This window comes from Pseudomonas sp. GW101-3H06, from assembly GCF_059424605.1.
In genome coordinates, this window is the sequence record NZ_JBWKZO010000001.1 from 3,297,597 (window position 1) to 3,315,308 (window position 17,712).

The window sequence follows — 17,712 nt, forward strand, 5'->3', positions numbered from 1 at the left end:
CAGAACAGCTTGTTTTTTGACATCAGGATCCAGTAGTGGATGTTGCGCTCACCCTCTAGTGAAGAGGGCTCTTTTGGTGCTCCACAAGGCCTTTAAGGATAAAGCCCGGTGGCCGTATGGAAAGTAGCAGCAATGAATGCAAAAGTCGGACTGACGAGTGACGCAGAGGCGGAAGACTTTTTCATACAAACACTGGAGCAGGCAATCGATGCGGTCGTGATCATTGATGATCACAACCGGGTGGTGTTTTTCAATAGCGCTGCCGAGACGTTTTGGGGCTGTCCTCGGATTGAAGTGCTGGGGCGAAATGTCAGCTCCTTGGTTCCTCACACGTTACGCGCCCATCATGATGGCTATATCAGTGCTAACCGCGAGACTGGAATCAACAAGATAGTGGGCGTCAGTCGGGATGTCCGGATCGTGCGTGAGGATGGCGAGGAGCGCTGGGGCTCTATGTCTATCTCGAAAATCGCTCTTCATGACCGAATCCTGTACGCGGCGTTCCTCAAGGATATAACGCAATTACGCTTGAACGACATTGAACGCGGCTTGCTGTCGATGTCAGTCAATGTCACCAGTTCGGCCACCTGTATTGTTGACGCGAACTCATCCCTTATCTATGTCAACGATGGGCTGATTCGGCTGCTGGGCTATTCCCGTGAGGAAATGATCGGGCAGTCACCCCTGATGTTCTTTGTCTGCGATGTGCCTGCGCAAGCGCCTGCGGAACCAGGGCTGGAAGGCATTCTCTGTGGTCAACCTCATGATGTAAGCGCCTTGATCAGCAAGCGCAACGGTCAGCGACTTTGGGTGCACGTCTCATCAACGCCCGTGTTTGACGCGCAAGGGGTGCTCGAAAATGTCGTGATCGTATTGACCGACATTACCCAGTCAAAACTGCATGAGGTCCTACAGGAAAGGGTCATTGGTGCACTGCTCAAAGAGGAACCCCTGGAGAGCGTGCTAACCATGATGTGCCACGAAATTGAGCGCATCGCCCCCGAAGTCATTGTCTCGATCCTGAGCGTGGACGAGGAGGGGATCTTGCACCCGTTAGCCAGTCCAGGCTTGCCCACTGATTACTCCAGGGCCATTGAGGGATTATCGATCGGTCCTGTGGCGGGTTCCTGCGGCACGGCCGCCTATCGGGGCGAGCCGGTTCTGGTAACGGACATCAATAATGACCCGCTGTGGGCTGAGTACAAATGGCTGGCGAAACAGTCAGGCCTGCGGGCGTGTTGGTCTATCCCTGTGCGCAACGGCGCGGGACGGATTGCGGCGACCTTTGCGCTCTACTTCAGGGAAAGCCGCGGCCCCGACCCCTTGCACGCTCATTTGGTGTCGGCGGGGACGCACTTGTGCATGTTGGCACTTGAACGGGAGGAGGCGCGTCAATCCATTCGAAGAATGGCCTTCTATGATGCATTGACCGGCTTGCCCAATCGAAACTTCCTGCTTTCCCAAGCACACAAATGCATTCTCGAAATGACGCGAGAGGCTGCAGAACTTGCCGTTCTGTTTATCGATCTGGACCGATTCAAACAGGTCAACGACGCCTTGGGGCACGCGTCGGGAGACGAGTTGCTGCGAGTCATGGCCCAACGGTTACGCAGCGTGCTTCGAGAGTCTGATTTCGTTGGGCGTTTATCCGGTGATGAGTTCGTGTTGGTTCTGCCGCGGATGAACACGACACAGGTCACGATCTTTCTTGAACGACTGATGATGATCCTGAAGGCTCCGACGACGATCGCGGGCACTTCTATCGTTGTTTCCGCCAGCATCGGCATCAGCCTGTTCCCAGAGGATGGTCAAGACATGGAGAGTCTGTTGCATTGCGCTGACATTGCCATGTACCAGGCCAAACGGGCCGAGCGGGGCACCTTCAGTTTCTTTCTTGAAGAGATGAACAGACTCGCTCAAGGGCGATTGCTGCTGGAAACGGAACTGCGCAAAGCGCTCACTGACAGTGGCCTGGAACTGCATTATCAGCCACAAATCGACCTGAGCAGCGGGCGTCTGGTCGGTGTTGAGGCACTGGCGCGTTGGGCACACCCAGCACTCGGCAATATCTCGCCCATGCAGTTTATTCCTCTGGCTGAGGAATGCGGGCTGATCAATGACCTGAGTCAATGGGTGTTGCGCGAGGCCTGTGAACAGCTTGCCGAGTGGCAGCAGCAAGGTTTGCAAGTGCCCTCCGTGTCGATCAATCTCTCGCCCATCAATTTTCACAACCTGAATCTGGCGACGCTGATTGCTCAACAACTGCAACGTTGCGGCTTACAACCGGTGAACTTATGCGTGGAAGTGACAGAGGGGGTGTTGCTGAGCGACAGTCTTGGGGCCGAGCAAGCCATACGGGATTTGCATGCTTTGGGCGTACGATTGGCCATTGATGACTTTGGTACAGGTTATTCCAGCCTCGGGTATTTACGGCACCTGCCAATCAGCGAGCTGAAACTGGACAAGAGCTTTGTCGACGATCTGGAACACGATAGGTCCTGCCGCGCTTTAAGCGAATCCGTCATTGCAATAGGCAGAGGGCTTTCATTGCACGTAGTGGCTGAAGGTATTGAGCACGCCATTCAGTGTGAGATTCTCAAAGCCCAAGGCTACAAGATCGGGCAAGGTAACTTTTTTTCAGCGCCACTGTCTTGCCGGGATTTTGAACAGTGGTTCACAGCGTACGGACATGATTGAACGCGACGCTCGGATTTAACGGTTAGCCCTCGGAAATCGCGTTTGCCCTGGCCAGTGTCTTGGCTGCATGGATCTGCGCATCAGGGGGCTGGAGCAGATCGAGCAGGTGCTTGATAATTTCAATCACTTCCTGGCCCGGACCGAAACATGCCTTGACCCCCTGGCGCAGTAGCTGTTGTACATCGGCTAGCGGAATGATTCCTCCTACGACCACCGAAATATTGAGTTCACGTCCCTTCAACAGACTCAACAGTTCAGTGAGTATTTCGTTATGCGCCCCGGCCAGGCTTGAAATGCCGATCAGATCCACCAGGCCTTCTTCGTCCAGTGATTGCAGTAACTGAATCGGTGTTTGAAACATGGGCCGCAGACGCACATTGAAGCCGGCGTCGACGAGCGCCGCGGCTATTAATCGAATACCGCGGTCATGCCCGTCCTGGCCCAACTTGGTCAGCAGTATCGTGGGTGGCCGACCATGGTCAGCGACAAAACCAGAGAGGCGCGCACTTAGTAACGTCCAATCGGGGTGCTCACGAACCAACGGCCCATAGTGGCCAGCGCAAAAGCTCAAGTCTTGCCTGTAGCGTGGCCACACCTTTTCCAGTGCCTGGGTACATTCGCCGAGCGTCGCCCGTGCCCTGACTGCGGCAACGGTCTTCTCCAGCAGATTACCTTGACCTGAGCGTGCACATTCGGTGATCGCTTGCAGCAGGGTCTCGACACGGGCAGTGTCGCGCCTCAGGCGCAAGCGGCTGAGGCGTCGGCACTGGCGGGCGCGCAGTGCCTGGCTGTCCACGGGTAACGCAGGCTGTTGCGACGTTTGCGCGGGCTCAATCGAAGCAACACGCCGCTGGATCCCGCAATCAAGACGGGCCTGGGTGGACATGGCCTGCAGGTGAATGGCCTGACTGATCCAGCCGCAAGCTATTGACTGGAATACGCCTCCCCGCGCATCAATTTCACTAATCTTTTGGCGTACCAGAGCAGCCATTTGTGCAGTCAGGGACTCCATCATGTAGGACCCCGCCCAAGGGTCCACCACATCACAAAGTCCGGTTTCCTGTTGAAGGATGTGTTGCGTATTGCTGGCCAATCGTGATGAGTCTTCGCTGGGTAAAGTCAGGGCTTCGTCCCACGCATTGGTGTGAAGGGACTGCGTGCCGCCGAATACCGCAGCCATGGCCTGGACAGTGGTGCGCACGACATTGTTGAGTGGCTCCTTTGCACTGAGCGACCAGCCTGAAGTCTGGCAGTGCATGCGCAACGCCTGGCCTTTTTCGCTTATGACGCCCAGGTCACGGGTCATTTCGCTCCAGAGCAGGCGGGCCGCGCGACACTTGGCGACTTCGCTGAAAAAATCGCTGCCGATGCCGAAAAAAAAGCTGATGCGCTCACAGAATCGTTGCAAGTTCAGGCCGCTCTTTTGTACCTGTTCGGCATAGGTTCTGGCATTGACCAAGGTCAGCGCCAGCTCCAGCACAGCGTCGGCACCGGCCTCCTGAAAGTGGTAGCCGGACACTGAAATCGGGTTGAATCGCGGCATGTGTTCGTTCAAGTATCCGATCACATCCAGGGTGATGCGCATCGAGGGCTGTGGCGCAAAAATGTAGGTGTTGCGTACCGTGAACTCTTTGAGAATGTCGTTCTGAATCGTGCCGCTGAGCTGCTCTGCAGCGACACCGGATTCTTGTGCGGCAACGATGAAGGCCGCCAGCACGGGCAATACCGCGCCGTTCATGGTGAGTGACACCGACACCTGGTCCAGGGCAATCCCATCCAGCAACTCCACCATGTCTTCGACGCTGTCGATGGCGACACCTGCCTTGCCGACATCAGCTTGCCACTGGGGATCGTCGGAGTCATAGCCACGGTGTGTCGGCAAGTCGAAGGCCAGGGACAACCCTTTCGCGCCTTCGGCCAGCCGCTGTCGCAGGCGGTGGTTGCTGGCCTCGGCGCCGGCAAAACCGGTGTACTGACGCACCGTCCAGGGTTTTTCCGGGTACATGCTCGAATAGGGGCCACGCACAAACGGTGCCTTGCCGGGCAGGCTGTGCAAGTGCTCAAGACCTTCCAGGTCGCTATGGTGATAAAGCGGTTTGAGTCGCAGGCCTTCAGGCCGCCAGAGTGGAGGATGGCTCATGGTCGGCCGCAGCCTGAAAGATGGGCTTTTCGGGTAAAAATGTCAGCGATCTTGAAGAGGTCTCTGCATCGATACACTTCACACCAGTGCGTCTCGCGGCTGTCTGGCTGCCCCGTGTGCAGACGGATCTGCAAGTTGTCGTTGATATTCAGGTTGGCGTAGAAATGCAGCTCGCGCTGACGAATGTAACCCGGGTAGCGTAACCCCAACAATGCCCACTCCGCGCGCTCGACCAGGGCCTGGAAGTTGGCGAAGTAAAAGAGTTCGGCACCGTTGAAGTCGATGTCGGGGCAGGGCGTAAAATCCAGCATGCGCGTGGCGGTTGAGCGGCGGTCAATGCCGTAATGATCGCACCAGTCGCCGCCACGTAGACGTCGATTGTCGGCGTGCAGTTCCTGCAACACCTGCGGTGGTTGCGTCACAGGGGCGTGCGTGCCCCTGAGGCATGCTTTGCTGACGCTGCGATTATCGCCGGGAACGTGACGGCTGACGAAGGTGGACAGCAATGCCAGTTGCCCCACGATGCGTTCGCCCAGCCTGACATCATGTTCGCTGTAATGCCGGGCCTGCCCGCCACGGCCTATCCGGGTATGAATCTGGAACCCGCGATTTTCGACGATGGCTTCCAGCTTCAGATTCCACAGCTTTACGCCAGTGAACGCGGCATAGGCGATGCGACCTTGCTCATCGACAAAATCCGGTAAAGACCGATCATGCAATTGGGCCAGCGCGAGCCAGTGTTGATGGCCGCATTCTTTCAACAACCAGTTTTCCGACAACCCGGTGTAGGCCAGGTTGGGCATCGAAGCCAGGTAACTTTCTGAACGAGAGGCGGTGAACGCTGAGGATGTCGGCATGGCAGTAGTCCGTCATTTCGCCCCACGGGGCGGCGAAGCCGTCACGGGGTTGTGGCGGGGCTGCTTTCCTGATTGCGAATGACGTGCCGATTTACAGCAGTTTTCTCGGTTGGTTCTAACTAGCTGATTATCAATAATAATTTCTGGTTGGTGGGTGGGCGATGGCGGTATCGAGGCGCTACGTGAATTCGTAGAAATACGAATCTTCGTAGTGGATGGCACGAGATTCCGTACCCCACCGAAACAGAATCACTCCTCGAGTTTTATCTCAAGTCGTTTAAACCGCGAAGCCAGTGTCGTGGGTTTGAGCCCCAGTAGTTCAGCGGCACCGCCTTTGCCAAACAACTTGCCATTCGCAGCCTTGAGCGCAGCTTCCATGTTGTTGCGTTCGAGTTCGCGAATCTGCGCGTCAGTCATGATTGCAGTCGAAGAGGAGGGCCCCTGCGGGGCGTCAAGACCGGGGTTGGGTTCGTCGGGCAGATCCAGGTTCAGATCTGCGCCGACGGAGGTGATAAGTGCGCGCTCAATGACGTTTTGCAACTCGCGAATATTGCCTGGCCATGAATATCGTTGCAGTCGTTCGATGTCGCTGTTGCGCAGGCGCCGCCCCGGCATGTTCAGACGCTTGCTGGTCTGCTTGAGGAAATGGGCGGCCAGGGGGGCTATATCAACCGGACGCTCACGCAGTGCCGGCGACTGAATCGGGAAAACGTTGAGCCGAAAATACAAGTCTTCACGGAAATGCTTCGCAGCGACTTCCTGGCGCAGATCGCGGTTTGTCGCGGCGATGATCCGCACATCAACCTTGCGGGTGCGTTCTTCGCCGACCCGTTCGAACTGGCCTTCCTGCAAAACCCGCAGCAGTTTGCTCTGCAACTCCAAGGGGATCTCACCGATTTCATCGAGAAACAGCGTGCCGCCGTCCGCCAGCTCAAAACGCCCGACGCGATCACGCACTGCACCGGTAAAGGCGCCCCGGATGTGGCCGAAAAATTCGCTCTCGAACAGTTCGGCCGGGATAGCCGCGCAATTGACCCGGATCAACGGACTGGCATTGCGGCGGCTGGCCTGATGGATTGCACGGGCGATCAGCTCTTTTCCCGTACCCGACTCGCCATTGATCAGCACGCTGGCATCTGTGGGAGCGACCACGTCAATCTGCTTGATGATTTTGCTGATCGGCTCGCTCTGGCCAACAATCTCGCGGAAGTTGTGCTCGATGTGAATCTCTTCCTGCAAGTACGCGTTTTGTTCTTCAAGCCGGTCCTTGAGCACCTTGAGCTCTTCAAGTGCGCTTTGTAGCTGATTTTCGGTGCTGCGCCGTTCGGTGATATCGCGAAACACCACCACGGCGCCGACGATGCGGCCATCGGAAATCACCGGGGTGCTGGTGAATTCCACGGGGAACGAACTGCCGTCGCGGCGCCAGAACACCTCCTGGCGTCCTTCGTGTACCACGCCATCACGCACCGCTTTGTAGATCGGGCATTCTTCGACCGGGTAGTGGCTGCCGTCCGCGTGAGTGTGGTGGTGAATGCGATGGATGTTTTTGCCGATCATGTCCTGTGGCTCCCAGCCCAGCATGCGTGCGCCGGCCGGGTTGACGAAGGTAGCCAGGCCTTCACTGTTGATGCTGTAGATGCCATCGCCGACGGAACTGAGCAGCAGTTGATTATCGCGCTCGCTTTCCTGGAACAGGTTGAGAATGTTGCGCCACTCAATCAACCCGCCGCGCATGGTGCGCTCGGTGTGGGCCTGGTCGCGTTGATATTTCTCATGGCTCAACTCACGCAGCACCAGAATCAGTTGCTGTTCGCCTTTGATGTGCAGCGTCGTGGCGGAGATTTCCAGTTCGATTCGCTCCCCGCTTTTGCAGTTGCAGCTCAACTCCTGGGTCCAGCCGCGACCTTTGTCCATCACGGCTTGGGTGAACACGATCAAGTCCGCTAATTGATGGCCGAACAGCTTGCTGACCGGCAGCTCCAACAACTCTTGACGGGGGTAGCCGAGCAACTTGCAAGCGGCGATGTTCAGGTCGCCCAGCCGATCGGAAAACGGATTGAGCAACGCGATGGCTTCAGCGCAATGTTCGAACACCATATGGCGCGATGAATACGCCAGGTCGGCCCAGCCGTTGAGAGAGTCTGTTTCGTTCATGGATACGAGATCTCGTGATTTGCCGCTACGAATACTCGTATTTCTACGGGAATGCGTGATTCGCTGAAAGTGTCAGATGCGTCCTTGAAAACCGGATCAGATTGGTATTGCCAAATAAATCAGACACTTAGCGCTTAACAAAAAATATTTTTATGTCCTGGCACGGCGTTCGCTCTCTCTCCTGCAACCCGGCAGCCAACACTGGCTGACGTTCAAGCACGAAGAAACTGGAGAGCGACACTATGCCAACCGTGGATATTCCCCATTACAAAGACGGCGACTTCCTGGTCAATTACGAAGAGAAAGTCTTTGAGGACATCAAGGCCGAGCCCGGCGAAAAAGTCCTGATCACCTTCCACACCATCGCTTTCGAAGGCTCCATTGGCCTGGTCAATATGCTTCAGGCCAAGCGCCTGCTGCGCAAAGGTTTTGAAACCAAAATCCTGCTGTACGGGCCAGGCGTGCAGCTGGGTGTGCAGCGTGGTTTCCCGACCCTGGGGGCTGAAGCATTTCCCGGTCACCTGGCGGTGAACAAGCAACTCATTCAATTCATGGAAGAAGGCGGTGAGGTCTACGCCTGCCGGTTCGCCCTGCAAGCGTTGTACGGCCAGACCGAAAAAGCCCTGATCGAAGGCATCCGCCCGATCAACCCGCTGGACGTGATGGACCTGCGGCTACTGATGCGCCGTGAAGGCGCCATGATCATCGATACCTGGACTGCCTGACGGCACAAACCTCTGGGGGAGCAGGCCTGCTCGCGATGGCGGTGTGCCTGACACACCATCGAATCCGCATCGCAGGCAAGCCAGCTCCCACAGGGCCGATGTGAACCATGCAAATCACCACGAACTCAGGATCCATAATGGCCATCATTCGCGCAGCCGCCGTACAGATCAGCCCGGTGCTTTACAGCCGCGAAGGCACCGTGGACAAGGTCTGCCAACAGATCATCGCCCTCGGTCGACAAGGCGTACAGTTCGCCGTGTTCCCGGAAACGGTGGTGCCTTACTACCCCTATTTTTCGTTTGTGCAGCCAGCCTTTGCCATGGGCGCACAACACCTCAAGCTGCTCGACCAATCTGTCACGGTGCCATCCGCCGCCACGTTGGCAATTGGCGAAGCCTGCAAACAAGCCGGCATGGTCGTTTCCATCGGGGTGAATGAGCGCGATGGCGGCACGATCTACAACGCGCAATTACTGTTCGATGCCGACGGCAGTCTGATTCAGCATCGACGCAAGATCACGCCGACTTACCACGAGCGCATGGTCTGGGGGCAGGGCGACGGTTCCGGCCTGCGTGCCATCGACAGTGCAATCGGTCGTATTGGTTCGCTGGCATGCTGGGAGCATTACAACCCGCTGGCCCGTTATGCCTTGATGGCGGACGGCGAGCAGATCCACGCCGCGATGTTTCCAGGCTCGTTGGTGGGCGACATTTTCGCCGAGCAAATCGAAGTCACCATCCGTCATCACGCCCTGGAGTCTGGCTGCTTTGTGGTCAACGCCACAGCCTGGCTGGATGCCGACCAGCAAGGCCAGATCATGCAGGACACCGGATGTGGGATCGGCCCGATTTCTGGTGGCTGTTTCACTGCGATCGTTTCACCTGAAGGCAAGCTGCTCGGGGAGCCGCTGCGCTCCGGCGAAGGCGTAGTGATTGCCGATCTCGATCTGGCCTTGATCGACAAACGCAAACGGATGATGGATTCGGTCGGGCATTACAGCCGCCCGGAACTGCTCAGCCTGTTGATTGACCGTACGCCTGCGGCGCACGTGCATGAACGCGCCGCGCACCTTGTGGCGGTTGCCGGCGAGGAGTTCGATCATGCAAACCAATGAGTTGCTGGCCGAACTGCAATGCCAAGGCGTGCGTTGGCCTGCGGCGCAAAACGGCCTGTCTCGCCAAGGTGGCGCCGGACCGTCGGATCACAAGGCGCTGAGTGTCGGCAACCGGACGATGATGGTGCCGATCCTCAATCAGGCCTCGCAGGATTCACCCTATCAGGCACAACCCAGTGCCGATGGCCGTCAGGCACTGATTTTTCGCGAGGGGCTGCAGGTGGGCCAGGTACAAATGCCTGGCGTGCCGAAGTTCTACGGTTTGAGTACCGTCGACGGTATTCCTTATTGGAAGATCGCCACGCTGCACAGCAGCGATGTGCTTGCGACAACGGTGTTGCAGCACTGCATTCGCTTCAATGATCGCGGCAGTTCTTGCCAGTTCTGCGCCATCGGCCAGTCGCTGGCCGCAGGCAAGACCATCGCCCGCAAGCGGCCGCTGCAACTGGCTGAAGTCGCAAAAGCCGCGGTGGAACTCGACGGCGTCAAGCACATGGTGATGACCACTGGCACCCCGCAAACCCCGGACCGTGGCGCAGCGATTTTGTGTGAGTCCGCTGCCGCCGTAACCGCAGCCGTCGATCTGCCGATCCAGGCTCAGTGCGAACCACCGGACGACGATCGCTGGTTCCAGCGCCTGGCCGATAGCGGCGTGGTGTCTCTGGGCATGCACCTGGAAGCGGTCACTGATGACGTGCGCCAACGGATCATGCCGGGCAAGGCCGAGGTTCCGCTGAGTCGCTATTTCGAAGCGTTCAGTGCGGCGGTTGAGGTATTCGGTCGGGGCCAGGTCAGCACCTACATTCTCGCCGGCCTGGGTGACAGCGAAGCAGCGATCAGCGAGATGAGCGAGCGTTTGTGCGCGCTGGGCGTGTATCCGTTCGTAGTGCCCTTTGTGCCCATCGACGGCACGCCGCTGGCCCATCACCCAAAGCCCGACAGCGCGATGATGGCTCGGCTCTATCCACAGATCGGCGCCAGCCTTCGTCGTCACGGTTTGCACTCTGATCAGATCAACGCCGGCTGTGCCAAATGCGGCGCGTGCTCGGCCCTCAAAAGCTACGAATAAGCCGGAGAACGCCCATGCCGAATCTCGCCTTTGCTTTGGTCGACAGCACCTTCGAGCCGTTCCGCGCAGGTGACCTGCTGGTCAAGCCCGCCCGTGAAACCTGGGAGAAACAGGCCTATTTCGCCTTGCGCCGCTCAGTGTTTTCCGATGAGCAACAACTGCTTTTGCAAGACAAGGACAGCCACGATTTCCAGGCCATCGCTATCGTCGCGCTGGCGGGCAATTGCGGATTTTCCGATCAGGTAGTGGGCGCGGTGCGCATCTATCAGCCCCAGCCTGGGCTGTGGTATGGCGGGCGTTTGTGTGTGGCCCCGGCGTACCGACGGCACAGCATGATCGGCAAAGCACTGGTCAACGAGGCGGTTTCTCGGGCCAAGGATCTTGGCTGCGAGGTGTTTCGCGCGACCGTGCAGGCGCAAAACGAAGGCTATTTTCACGGTCTGCATTGGCAAACCCTCGAGCATCTGGAGTTGCTCGGTCAGCCTCATTGCCTGATGCAGGCGGACCTGCCGAGCTATCCGTTGATGCCCCGTCAAGTTTCATTGCGCGCGTTGAAGGTGGCTCGCCATGCTTGAAGCGACGGATTTGGACAGGGTGCTCGGCAGTTTGCGCCGCACGCCCGCGATGCGTTCAAAACAGGCGATCCAGCAACCGGCCGCCGTTATTGGCAACACACAACCCTCTTTGACCCGCGAGCAGCTTTACGCCTTGCCCGGTGATGACACGGCAGCGATTGCCTGTGGCGATCATTTCCAGCTACTGGCCATCGAAGGCATGTTGCCGGCGTTCGTTAGGGCGGCGCCCTGGTTTGCCGGGTGGTCGGCGGTGATGGCCAATGTCAGCGATATCACTGCCATGGGGGGGCGTGCGACAGCAGTGGTCAATGCCTATTGGCATCACGACAACGTTGCCTCGCAACAACTGTTGGCAGGCATCCGCGCTGCATGCGAGGCCTATGGCTTGCTCCTCGCAGGTGGGCATACCAGCCTGACGACGGGCAACCCGACCGCACTGGCGGTGGCGATCACAGGCGTTGCGCAAAAACTGCTGTCGACGCTGCATGTCGCTCCCGGCCAGGTCATCGCAATGGCCGTTGACCTTGATGGCCATTGGCATGCCGACAGTACCTATTGGAAAGCTTTCGAAGGCGTACCCGCCGAACGTCTGCGCAGCAAGCTCGAAGTGCTGCCACGCCTGGCCGAAGCCGGCCTGCTGCAAGCAGCCAAGGACATCAGCAACGCCGGGGTACTCGGCAGTCTATTGATGCTGTTGGAAACCACCGGCTGCGGCGCGACGATCGATTTGGCCGCAATGCCGAGTCCAGTGGATACCGAGCTTGCTCGCTGGTTGCAGGTATTCCCCAGCTACGGTTTTTTGCTGACGCTCGATGAACCTGACTGGGCCAATGTGCAGGCTGCTTTTACCGTTGAAGGTGTGCGTTGTGAGCGCATTGGACAGGTCAATGCCAGCGGTGTGCTGAACGTCCGGCTCGGAGAGCAGCACGGCGATTTCTGGAACCTGCGCCAGCAACCCTTTACCGGTTTCAGCTACACCCATCTCGACCTGACCCCCTTGAACCTTAATCAACAGGAGCACTGACATGCCCGCCGTGAACTTCAAAATCCGCTGGCCCGATGGCAGGGAAGCGAGCGGTTATTCACCCTCGACCGTGATCTATCAGTACCTGGAGGAGGGTGCCAGTTACTCGCTGGAGGACTTTCTGCAACGCATCGAGAACGCACTGAACAGTGCCTCGGAGCGGGTCAAGCAGGTCAAGGGCTTCTATTGCAGTTCAGCAATGGACACCTTGAGTTCGCTCAAGGGCCAGGCCAGTTATCTGAGCGAGCCCACCCACACTGACGGTCAGGTTGACGTTCTCAGTATGCGAACCGAGGGCGCCGGCCAGGTGCTGAGTGCTGGCTGGAGCTCCTTCTGATTCACCGATCAATTCCTCATCGTTTTTCGTTACCTACTACCGGAGTGCCCCATGACCAGTCACCTCACTTCAATCAAACCTCCACACCACCGCGTAATCGTCGTCGGTGGTGGCCAGGCCGGCTTATCTGCCAGCTACTACCTGCAACAACAGGGCATCGAGCATCTGGTATTGGAGAAACACAGCCTGACCCACACCTGGCGCAACCAGCGTTGGGATGCCTTCAGCCTGGTGACACCCAACTGGCAGTGCGCACTGCCGGGGTACACCTATACCGAAGGATTCGGTGGCAGCGACCCTCACGGCTTCATGAAGAAAGACGAGATCAATGAATACCTGGCAGGTTTCGTCAAATCGGTCAACGCCCCGGCCCGTGAAGGCGTTACGGTACAACGCGTGGTTCCACGCAGTGTCGGTGGTTTCGAGGTGCACACCTCGCAGGGTGAATTCACCGCTGATCAGGTGATTGTTGCGTCGGGCGGCTATCACACGCCGATCATTCCGCGTCTGGCTGAGCGTTTGCCGGCCGGCATTCATCAGATTCACTCCGAACAATACCGCAATCCCCAAGCGTTGCCGGCCGGCAATGTGTTGGTGGTCGGCTCCGGGCAGTCGGGGGCCCAAATTGCCGAGGACTTGCACCTGGCCGGTCGCAAGGTGTATCTGGCCGTCGGTGATGCACCGCGTTGCGCACGCTTTTACCGTGGCAAGGACGTGGTCGATTGGCTGGCAGAAATGGGCTACTACGAGATTGGCGTCGACACGCATCCACTTCGTGAAGGTGTGCGTGACAACACTAACCACTATGTTACCGGTCGCGATGGCGGTCGTGATATCGACCTGCGCACGTTCGCCCTCGAAGGCATGGAGTTGTTCGGTCGTCTCGAGGGGTTACAGGGCACTCGCCTGCAGTTCGCCAACAATCTGGGCGAGAGTCTCGACAACGCCGATGCGGTCTACAACCGGATCAACGCGTCCATCGACAAGTACATCGAACAGCACTCGATTGATGCTCCGGCGGGGGCGCGTTATGAGCCTGAGTGGGTACCCGGGCAAGAGCGCAGTGAATTGGATCTCCAGGTTGAGGCTATCACCAGCATCATTTGGTGCATCGGCTTCAGCCCCGACTTTACCTGGGTCGAGGCCCCGGTCTTCAACGGCCGCGGTCATCCAGGCCACCAGCGTGGAGTGACAGCGCAGCCTGGTCTGTACTTCCTGGGATTGCCCTGGTTATACACGTGGGGTTCGGGACGTTTTTCAGGCGTGGCGCGGGACGCGGAGTATCTGGTGCAGCACATTGTCGAAGGAGCGCTTGGGAGTACCAGGCGGCAACGGCATTCGGTGGCCGGCTAGCGTTGCATTCAACAACCCGGGTGTTCGAACCGTGTGAACGGCCTCGGGTTTCGTAGACACCACACTGCCTTAAAATGCGGTGTTCTAATGAAACCCGACACCCAATGCTGGACATCGGTTTGAACAACCGACGCCGCTGTTCGTATTGCTCGCAAGGAGCGCTCTTGCTTGAAAGAGCGTCGACAGGCGAGCTCGCGGATCGCTGCAACAATGGCGATACCTGTCGCAGTATTGCCCTGCGCGGGAAGGCATTGCCTGGCAGCCCGGTTTCCCTTTCCATGGCGGCGCGCAATGCGAACTTGCCGTTGTGCAACATACCCGCCCGTCACCCACTTGAAAGCTCGATCGGCATAACCGGCACTAACCCGAGGCCGCGTTGTCAGTTATTGGCGCCTGTAGCGACGAGGACCGTCTCTGATAGCGGCACGTCAGACTGCACTTGGTGTTTCGCCCCTTGGGCAAACGCTCGCGATGGATTGCGTCCTGAACCGACTCTTTCTTAAACGAGCAACTTTCTATGGGTTTTTTTCTCGATCCGCGTCATGACATTGACGCCGCGTTATTAAGCTACCGCCGGTTGTTTTGGTCGTTGGCACTGTTCAGTGGCGTGATTAACCTGTTGGTACTGGTGCCGTCGCTGTACATGATGCAGGTGTACGACCGGGTCCTTACCAGTCGTAACGAAACCACGTTGTTCATGCTTACTTTGATCGCGCTGGGGCTGTTCATGTTCAGCGCCTTGATCGAGTGGGTACGTGGCGCGGTGATGATTCGCATGAGCGCTGGGCTCGACGAAGCCTTGAGCGAGCGGATTTTCGACGCCGCTTTCGCCCGCAGCCTTCGCGAGCACGATGCGAACCCGGCCCAGGTGCTCATCGATCTGGCGACACTGCGGCAGTTGATCACTGGCCAGGGCCTGATTGCCTTGCTCGATGCGCCATGGTTGCCGATCTTTTTGCTGATAGCGTTCATCTTTCACCCATGGTTCGGCGTGCTGACGCTGGTTCTGGCCCTGATACTGATCGGCCTGGCTCTGTGGGGCGAATGGGCGACTCGAACGCGCCTGGACGAAGCGAATCGTCTGGGTGTGCAGTCGTCGATTTATGTCAACAGCACGTTCCACAATGCTGAAGTCATCCACGCCCTGGGCATGCTCGGGCCATTGCGTCAGCGCTGGAGCCTGCTGCAGCAGCGCATCGTCGCGGCCCAGGCCCATGCCAGTGACCGTAGCGCGCGTATCACGTCGATGACTCGTTTCGTACGCATTTGCGGGCAGTCGTTGGCCCTGGGGCTCGGCGCGTTGTTGGTGCTTGAGGGCCAATTGTCGGCGGGCATGATGATCGCCATGTCGCTGCTATTGGGGCGCGCGCTGGCCCCCGTGGAAATCGCCATCGGCTCGTGGAAGCAATTCAACTCCTGCCGCCAGAGTTACCAGCGCCTCAGTCAACTCCTTGTCCGGCATCCAAGCGAGCGCCTGCGCATGCCGTTGCCGCCGCCCACCGGCGCGGTGCGTGTGGAGCAGTTGTATGTTGGCCCGCCCGGTGCCTCGCAACCGATCCTGCGGGGGATCAATTTCAACCTGGTCAAAGGTGACGTGCTCGGCGTTGTCGGCCCCAGCGCCAGTGGAAAGTCAACGCTGGCCAGGGCGCTGGTCGGGGTCTGGCCGGCCATGGGCGGGTCGGTGCGCCTCGATGACGCCGAGATCAGCCAATGGTCTCACGACGCCTTGGGTCCGCACCTCGGCTACTTGCCGCAGGACATAGAACTGTTTGACGGCACGGTGGCCGACAATATTGCCCGCTTCGGTGAGCAGGACGCCGACAAGATCATCGCAGCGGGGCGTCATGCTGGCATACACGAGATGATCCTGAGGTTCCCCAAAGGTTACGACACGCCGTTGGGCCCTGGCGGGCTTGGATTGTCCGGGGGACAGAAACAGCGCCTCGGCCTGGCCCGTGCACTTTATGGGCTCCCTTCGCTGATCGTGCTCGATGAGCCGAACTCCAATCTCGATGAAGCCGGAGAGCTGGCGCTGGTCCAGGCGATCGGTGCACTCAAGACTGCTGGCAGCACCGTGGTGCTGATTACACATCGGCCTAGTGTACTGGCGGTGGTTGACCACATCCTCGTGCTCAAGGACGGCACTCAACAAGCATTCGGTCCACGGGATCGGGTGCTCAAGGCATTGCTTGCGGGGCCGAGACCGGCAGCAATCAAGGAGGCTGGCGAAGATGCATGATCTGACCCCAGGCACACAGATGTACAGCGAACAACGACCGATCGTACGTGATAAATCCACACTGCCAAGTGCCAATACCGACGCGGGCAGCGCGGCACGGTATGGCGTGGTCTTCCTGGTCTTGACACTGGGTGGCTTCCTGCTCTGGGCTTGCCTGGCGCCGCTCGACCAGGGTGTCGTGGGCAGTGGCACCGTGGTCGTGGCGGGCGAACGCAAAGCGGTGCAGTCGTTGGTCGGCGGCGTGGTGGAAAAACTGCTGGTCAGTGATGGCGACCGCGTTACCCAAGGGCAACTGCTGGTGCAACTCAACACGGTGCAAGCGCAGTCACAACTGGACGTGACCCGGGGCAAATTGCTTAATGATCGCAGCGTCGAGGCTCGCTTGATTGCCGAGCGCCTGGGCACCGCCGAGATCCAATGGCCCCCTGACTTGCTGGAACACGCGCAAGAGCCGCGGCTCAGGGCAGCCATGGCCTTGCAGGGCCAGCTGTTTGCGACCCGCCGTGCAGAATTGGCCAGTCGCTTGCAAATCATCGAACACGAAACCGCCGCATTGCAGCAGCAACTGAGCGGCTATGAAGGCGTCAAGCGCAACTACGAAACGCAGATGCGCTTCCAGCAGCAGGAGCTGGAAGGCCTGCGTGTTTTGGCACATGAGGGCTACGTCCCGCGCAACAAACTGTTCGAGGCCGAGCGCAACGCCGCCCAATTGGCCGGGCAGATTGCCTCCGTGATAGGTGATATCGGCAAGACTCGCCAGTCGATCAATGAAAGTCGGCTCAAGGCCTTGCAGGCGCAGCAGGAATTTCGCCGCGATGCCGAAATCCAGCTCAGTGAAGTCTCCGCCGAGGCGTCAGCGTATGCCGATCAGATCCGTGCCTTTGAGTTTGAAGTCGACAACGGTGCGATCCGCGCGCCGGTGTCCGGACAGGTCATGGACGTGAGCATTCATACGATTGGCGGCGTTGCCCAGGCGGGGCAAACCCTGATGCAGGTGGTGCCGCTGGATGCGCCGATGGCGATCACCGCGCGTTTCGAGCCGTTGATGGCCAACAAGTTGCGTCCGGGGCTGCCGGTGCACGTGCATTTCACGGCGCTGCAACGGGTGGATACCCCGACTGTCACCGGTACGGTGACTACGGTGTCGGCGGACCAGCTAATCGATGAACAGACTCACCAGCCGTACTTTTCCGCCAAGGTCGAAATTCCCGCAGATACCGTTGCGTCGCTACAGGCCGCCGGCCTGCCGGTGCGGCCGGGCATGCTTGCCGATGTCACGGTGGTGACGGGCGAGCGTACCTTGATGAACTACCTGATGAAACCGTTGCGCGAACGCTTGCTCGCCGCCTTCAAAGAGGAATGAGCGGCTATCCTCGTCTTTTCGAACGCCACACATTCCGGTAGGAGCGGGCTTGCCCGCCAAA

General features: G+C 58.6%; 13 protein-coding genes. 10 read left to right on the forward strand and 3 right to left on the reverse strand.

Annotated elements, in window-relative coordinates:
• Nucleotides 1-132: 132 nt before the first annotated feature.
• Nucleotides 133-2,697 carry an EAL domain-containing protein gene (locus tag AC07ZE_RS15040; protein WP_207265505.1) on the forward strand — a complete coding sequence of 855 codons (2,565 nt, stop codon included), beginning with the start codon at nt 133-135 and terminating at the stop codon, nt 2,695-2,697.
• A gap of 22 nt (nt 2,698-2,719) precedes the next feature.
• Here AC07ZE_RS15040 and scpA read toward each other — a convergent pair whose 3' ends face one another.
• The 3 genes from scpA to AC07ZE_RS15055 form a co-directional block, all read right to left on the reverse strand.
• A complete protein-coding gene (gene scpA, locus AC07ZE_RS15045; protein WP_207265506.1) occupies nt 2,720-4,837 on the reverse strand; it encodes a methylmalonyl-CoA mutase in 2,118 nt (705 codons plus the stop codon).
• Nucleotides 4,834-5,694, reverse strand: coding sequence for a Pnap_2097 family protein (locus tag AC07ZE_RS15050; RefSeq protein WP_207265507.1), 861 nt, complete (start codon nt 5,692-5,694; stop codon nt 4,834-4,836). The genes scpA and AC07ZE_RS15050 overlap by 4 nt, the downstream gene beginning before the upstream one ends.
• 249 nt (nt 5,695-5,943) lie before the next feature.
• Nucleotides 5,944-7,851, reverse strand: a complete 1,908-nt coding sequence (locus AC07ZE_RS15055; protein WP_207265508.1) for a sigma 54-interacting transcriptional regulator — start codon at nt 7,849-7,851, stop codon at nt 5,944-5,946.
• A 242-nt stretch (nt 7,852-8,093) separates the two neighbouring features.
• Between AC07ZE_RS15055 and AC07ZE_RS15060 the strand changes: the two genes are divergently transcribed.
• From AC07ZE_RS15060 to AC07ZE_RS15100, 9 genes are all read left to right on the forward strand, one after another.
• On the forward strand, nt 8,094-8,576 hold the full coding sequence (locus tag AC07ZE_RS15060) for an MSMEG_0572/Sll0783 family nitrogen starvation response protein (RefSeq protein ID WP_007969977.1): 483 nt from the start codon (nt 8,094-8,096) through the stop codon (nt 8,574-8,576).
• Between the two features lie 137 nt (nt 8,577-8,713).
• Nucleotides 8,714-9,691 carry a Nit6803 family nitrilase gene (locus AC07ZE_RS15065; RefSeq protein ID WP_207265509.1) on the forward strand — a complete coding sequence of 326 codons (978 nt, stop codon included), beginning with the start codon at nt 8,714-8,716 and terminating at the stop codon, nt 9,689-9,691.
• Nucleotides 9,678-10,760, forward strand: coding sequence for an MSMEG_0568 family radical SAM protein (locus AC07ZE_RS15070; RefSeq protein ID WP_207265510.1), 1,083 nt, complete (start codon nt 9,678-9,680; stop codon nt 10,758-10,760). The genes AC07ZE_RS15065 and AC07ZE_RS15070 overlap by 14 nt, the downstream gene beginning before the upstream one ends.
• A gap of 14 nt (nt 10,761-10,774) precedes the next feature.
• A complete protein-coding gene (locus tag AC07ZE_RS15075) occupies nt 10,775-11,335 on the forward strand; it encodes an MSMEG_0567/Sll0786 family nitrogen starvation N-acetyltransferase (RefSeq protein WP_207265511.1) in 561 nt (186 codons plus the stop codon).
• Nucleotides 11,328-12,359: a sll0787 family AIR synthase-like protein gene (locus AC07ZE_RS15080; RefSeq protein ID WP_207265512.1), complete on the forward strand. Its 1,032-nt coding sequence runs from the start codon at nt 11,328-11,330 to the stop codon at nt 12,357-12,359. The genes AC07ZE_RS15075 and AC07ZE_RS15080 overlap by 8 nt, the downstream gene beginning before the upstream one ends.
• 1 nt (nt 12,360) lies before the next feature.
• Nucleotides 12,361-12,696, forward strand: coding sequence for an MSMEG_0570 family nitrogen starvation response protein (locus AC07ZE_RS15085; protein ID WP_207265513.1), 336 nt, complete (start codon nt 12,361-12,363; stop codon nt 12,694-12,696).
• A 51-nt stretch (nt 12,697-12,747) separates the two neighbouring features.
• Nucleotides 12,748-14,049: an MSMEG_0569 family flavin-dependent oxidoreductase gene (locus tag AC07ZE_RS15090; RefSeq protein WP_207265514.1), complete on the forward strand. Its 1,302-nt coding sequence runs from the start codon at nt 12,748-12,750 to the stop codon at nt 14,047-14,049.
• Between the two features lie 517 nt (nt 14,050-14,566).
• A complete protein-coding gene (locus tag AC07ZE_RS15095) occupies nt 14,567-16,288 on the forward strand; it encodes a type I secretion system permease/ATPase (protein WP_207265515.1) in 1,722 nt (573 codons plus the stop codon).
• Complete coding sequence (locus AC07ZE_RS15100; protein WP_207265516.1) at nt 16,281-17,651, forward strand: HlyD family type I secretion periplasmic adaptor subunit; 1,371 nt, start codon at nt 16,281-16,283, stop codon at nt 17,649-17,651. Before AC07ZE_RS15095 ends, AC07ZE_RS15100 begins: the two co-directional genes overlap by 8 nt.
• The last annotated feature ends 61 nt before the right edge of the window (nt 17,652-17,712 follow it).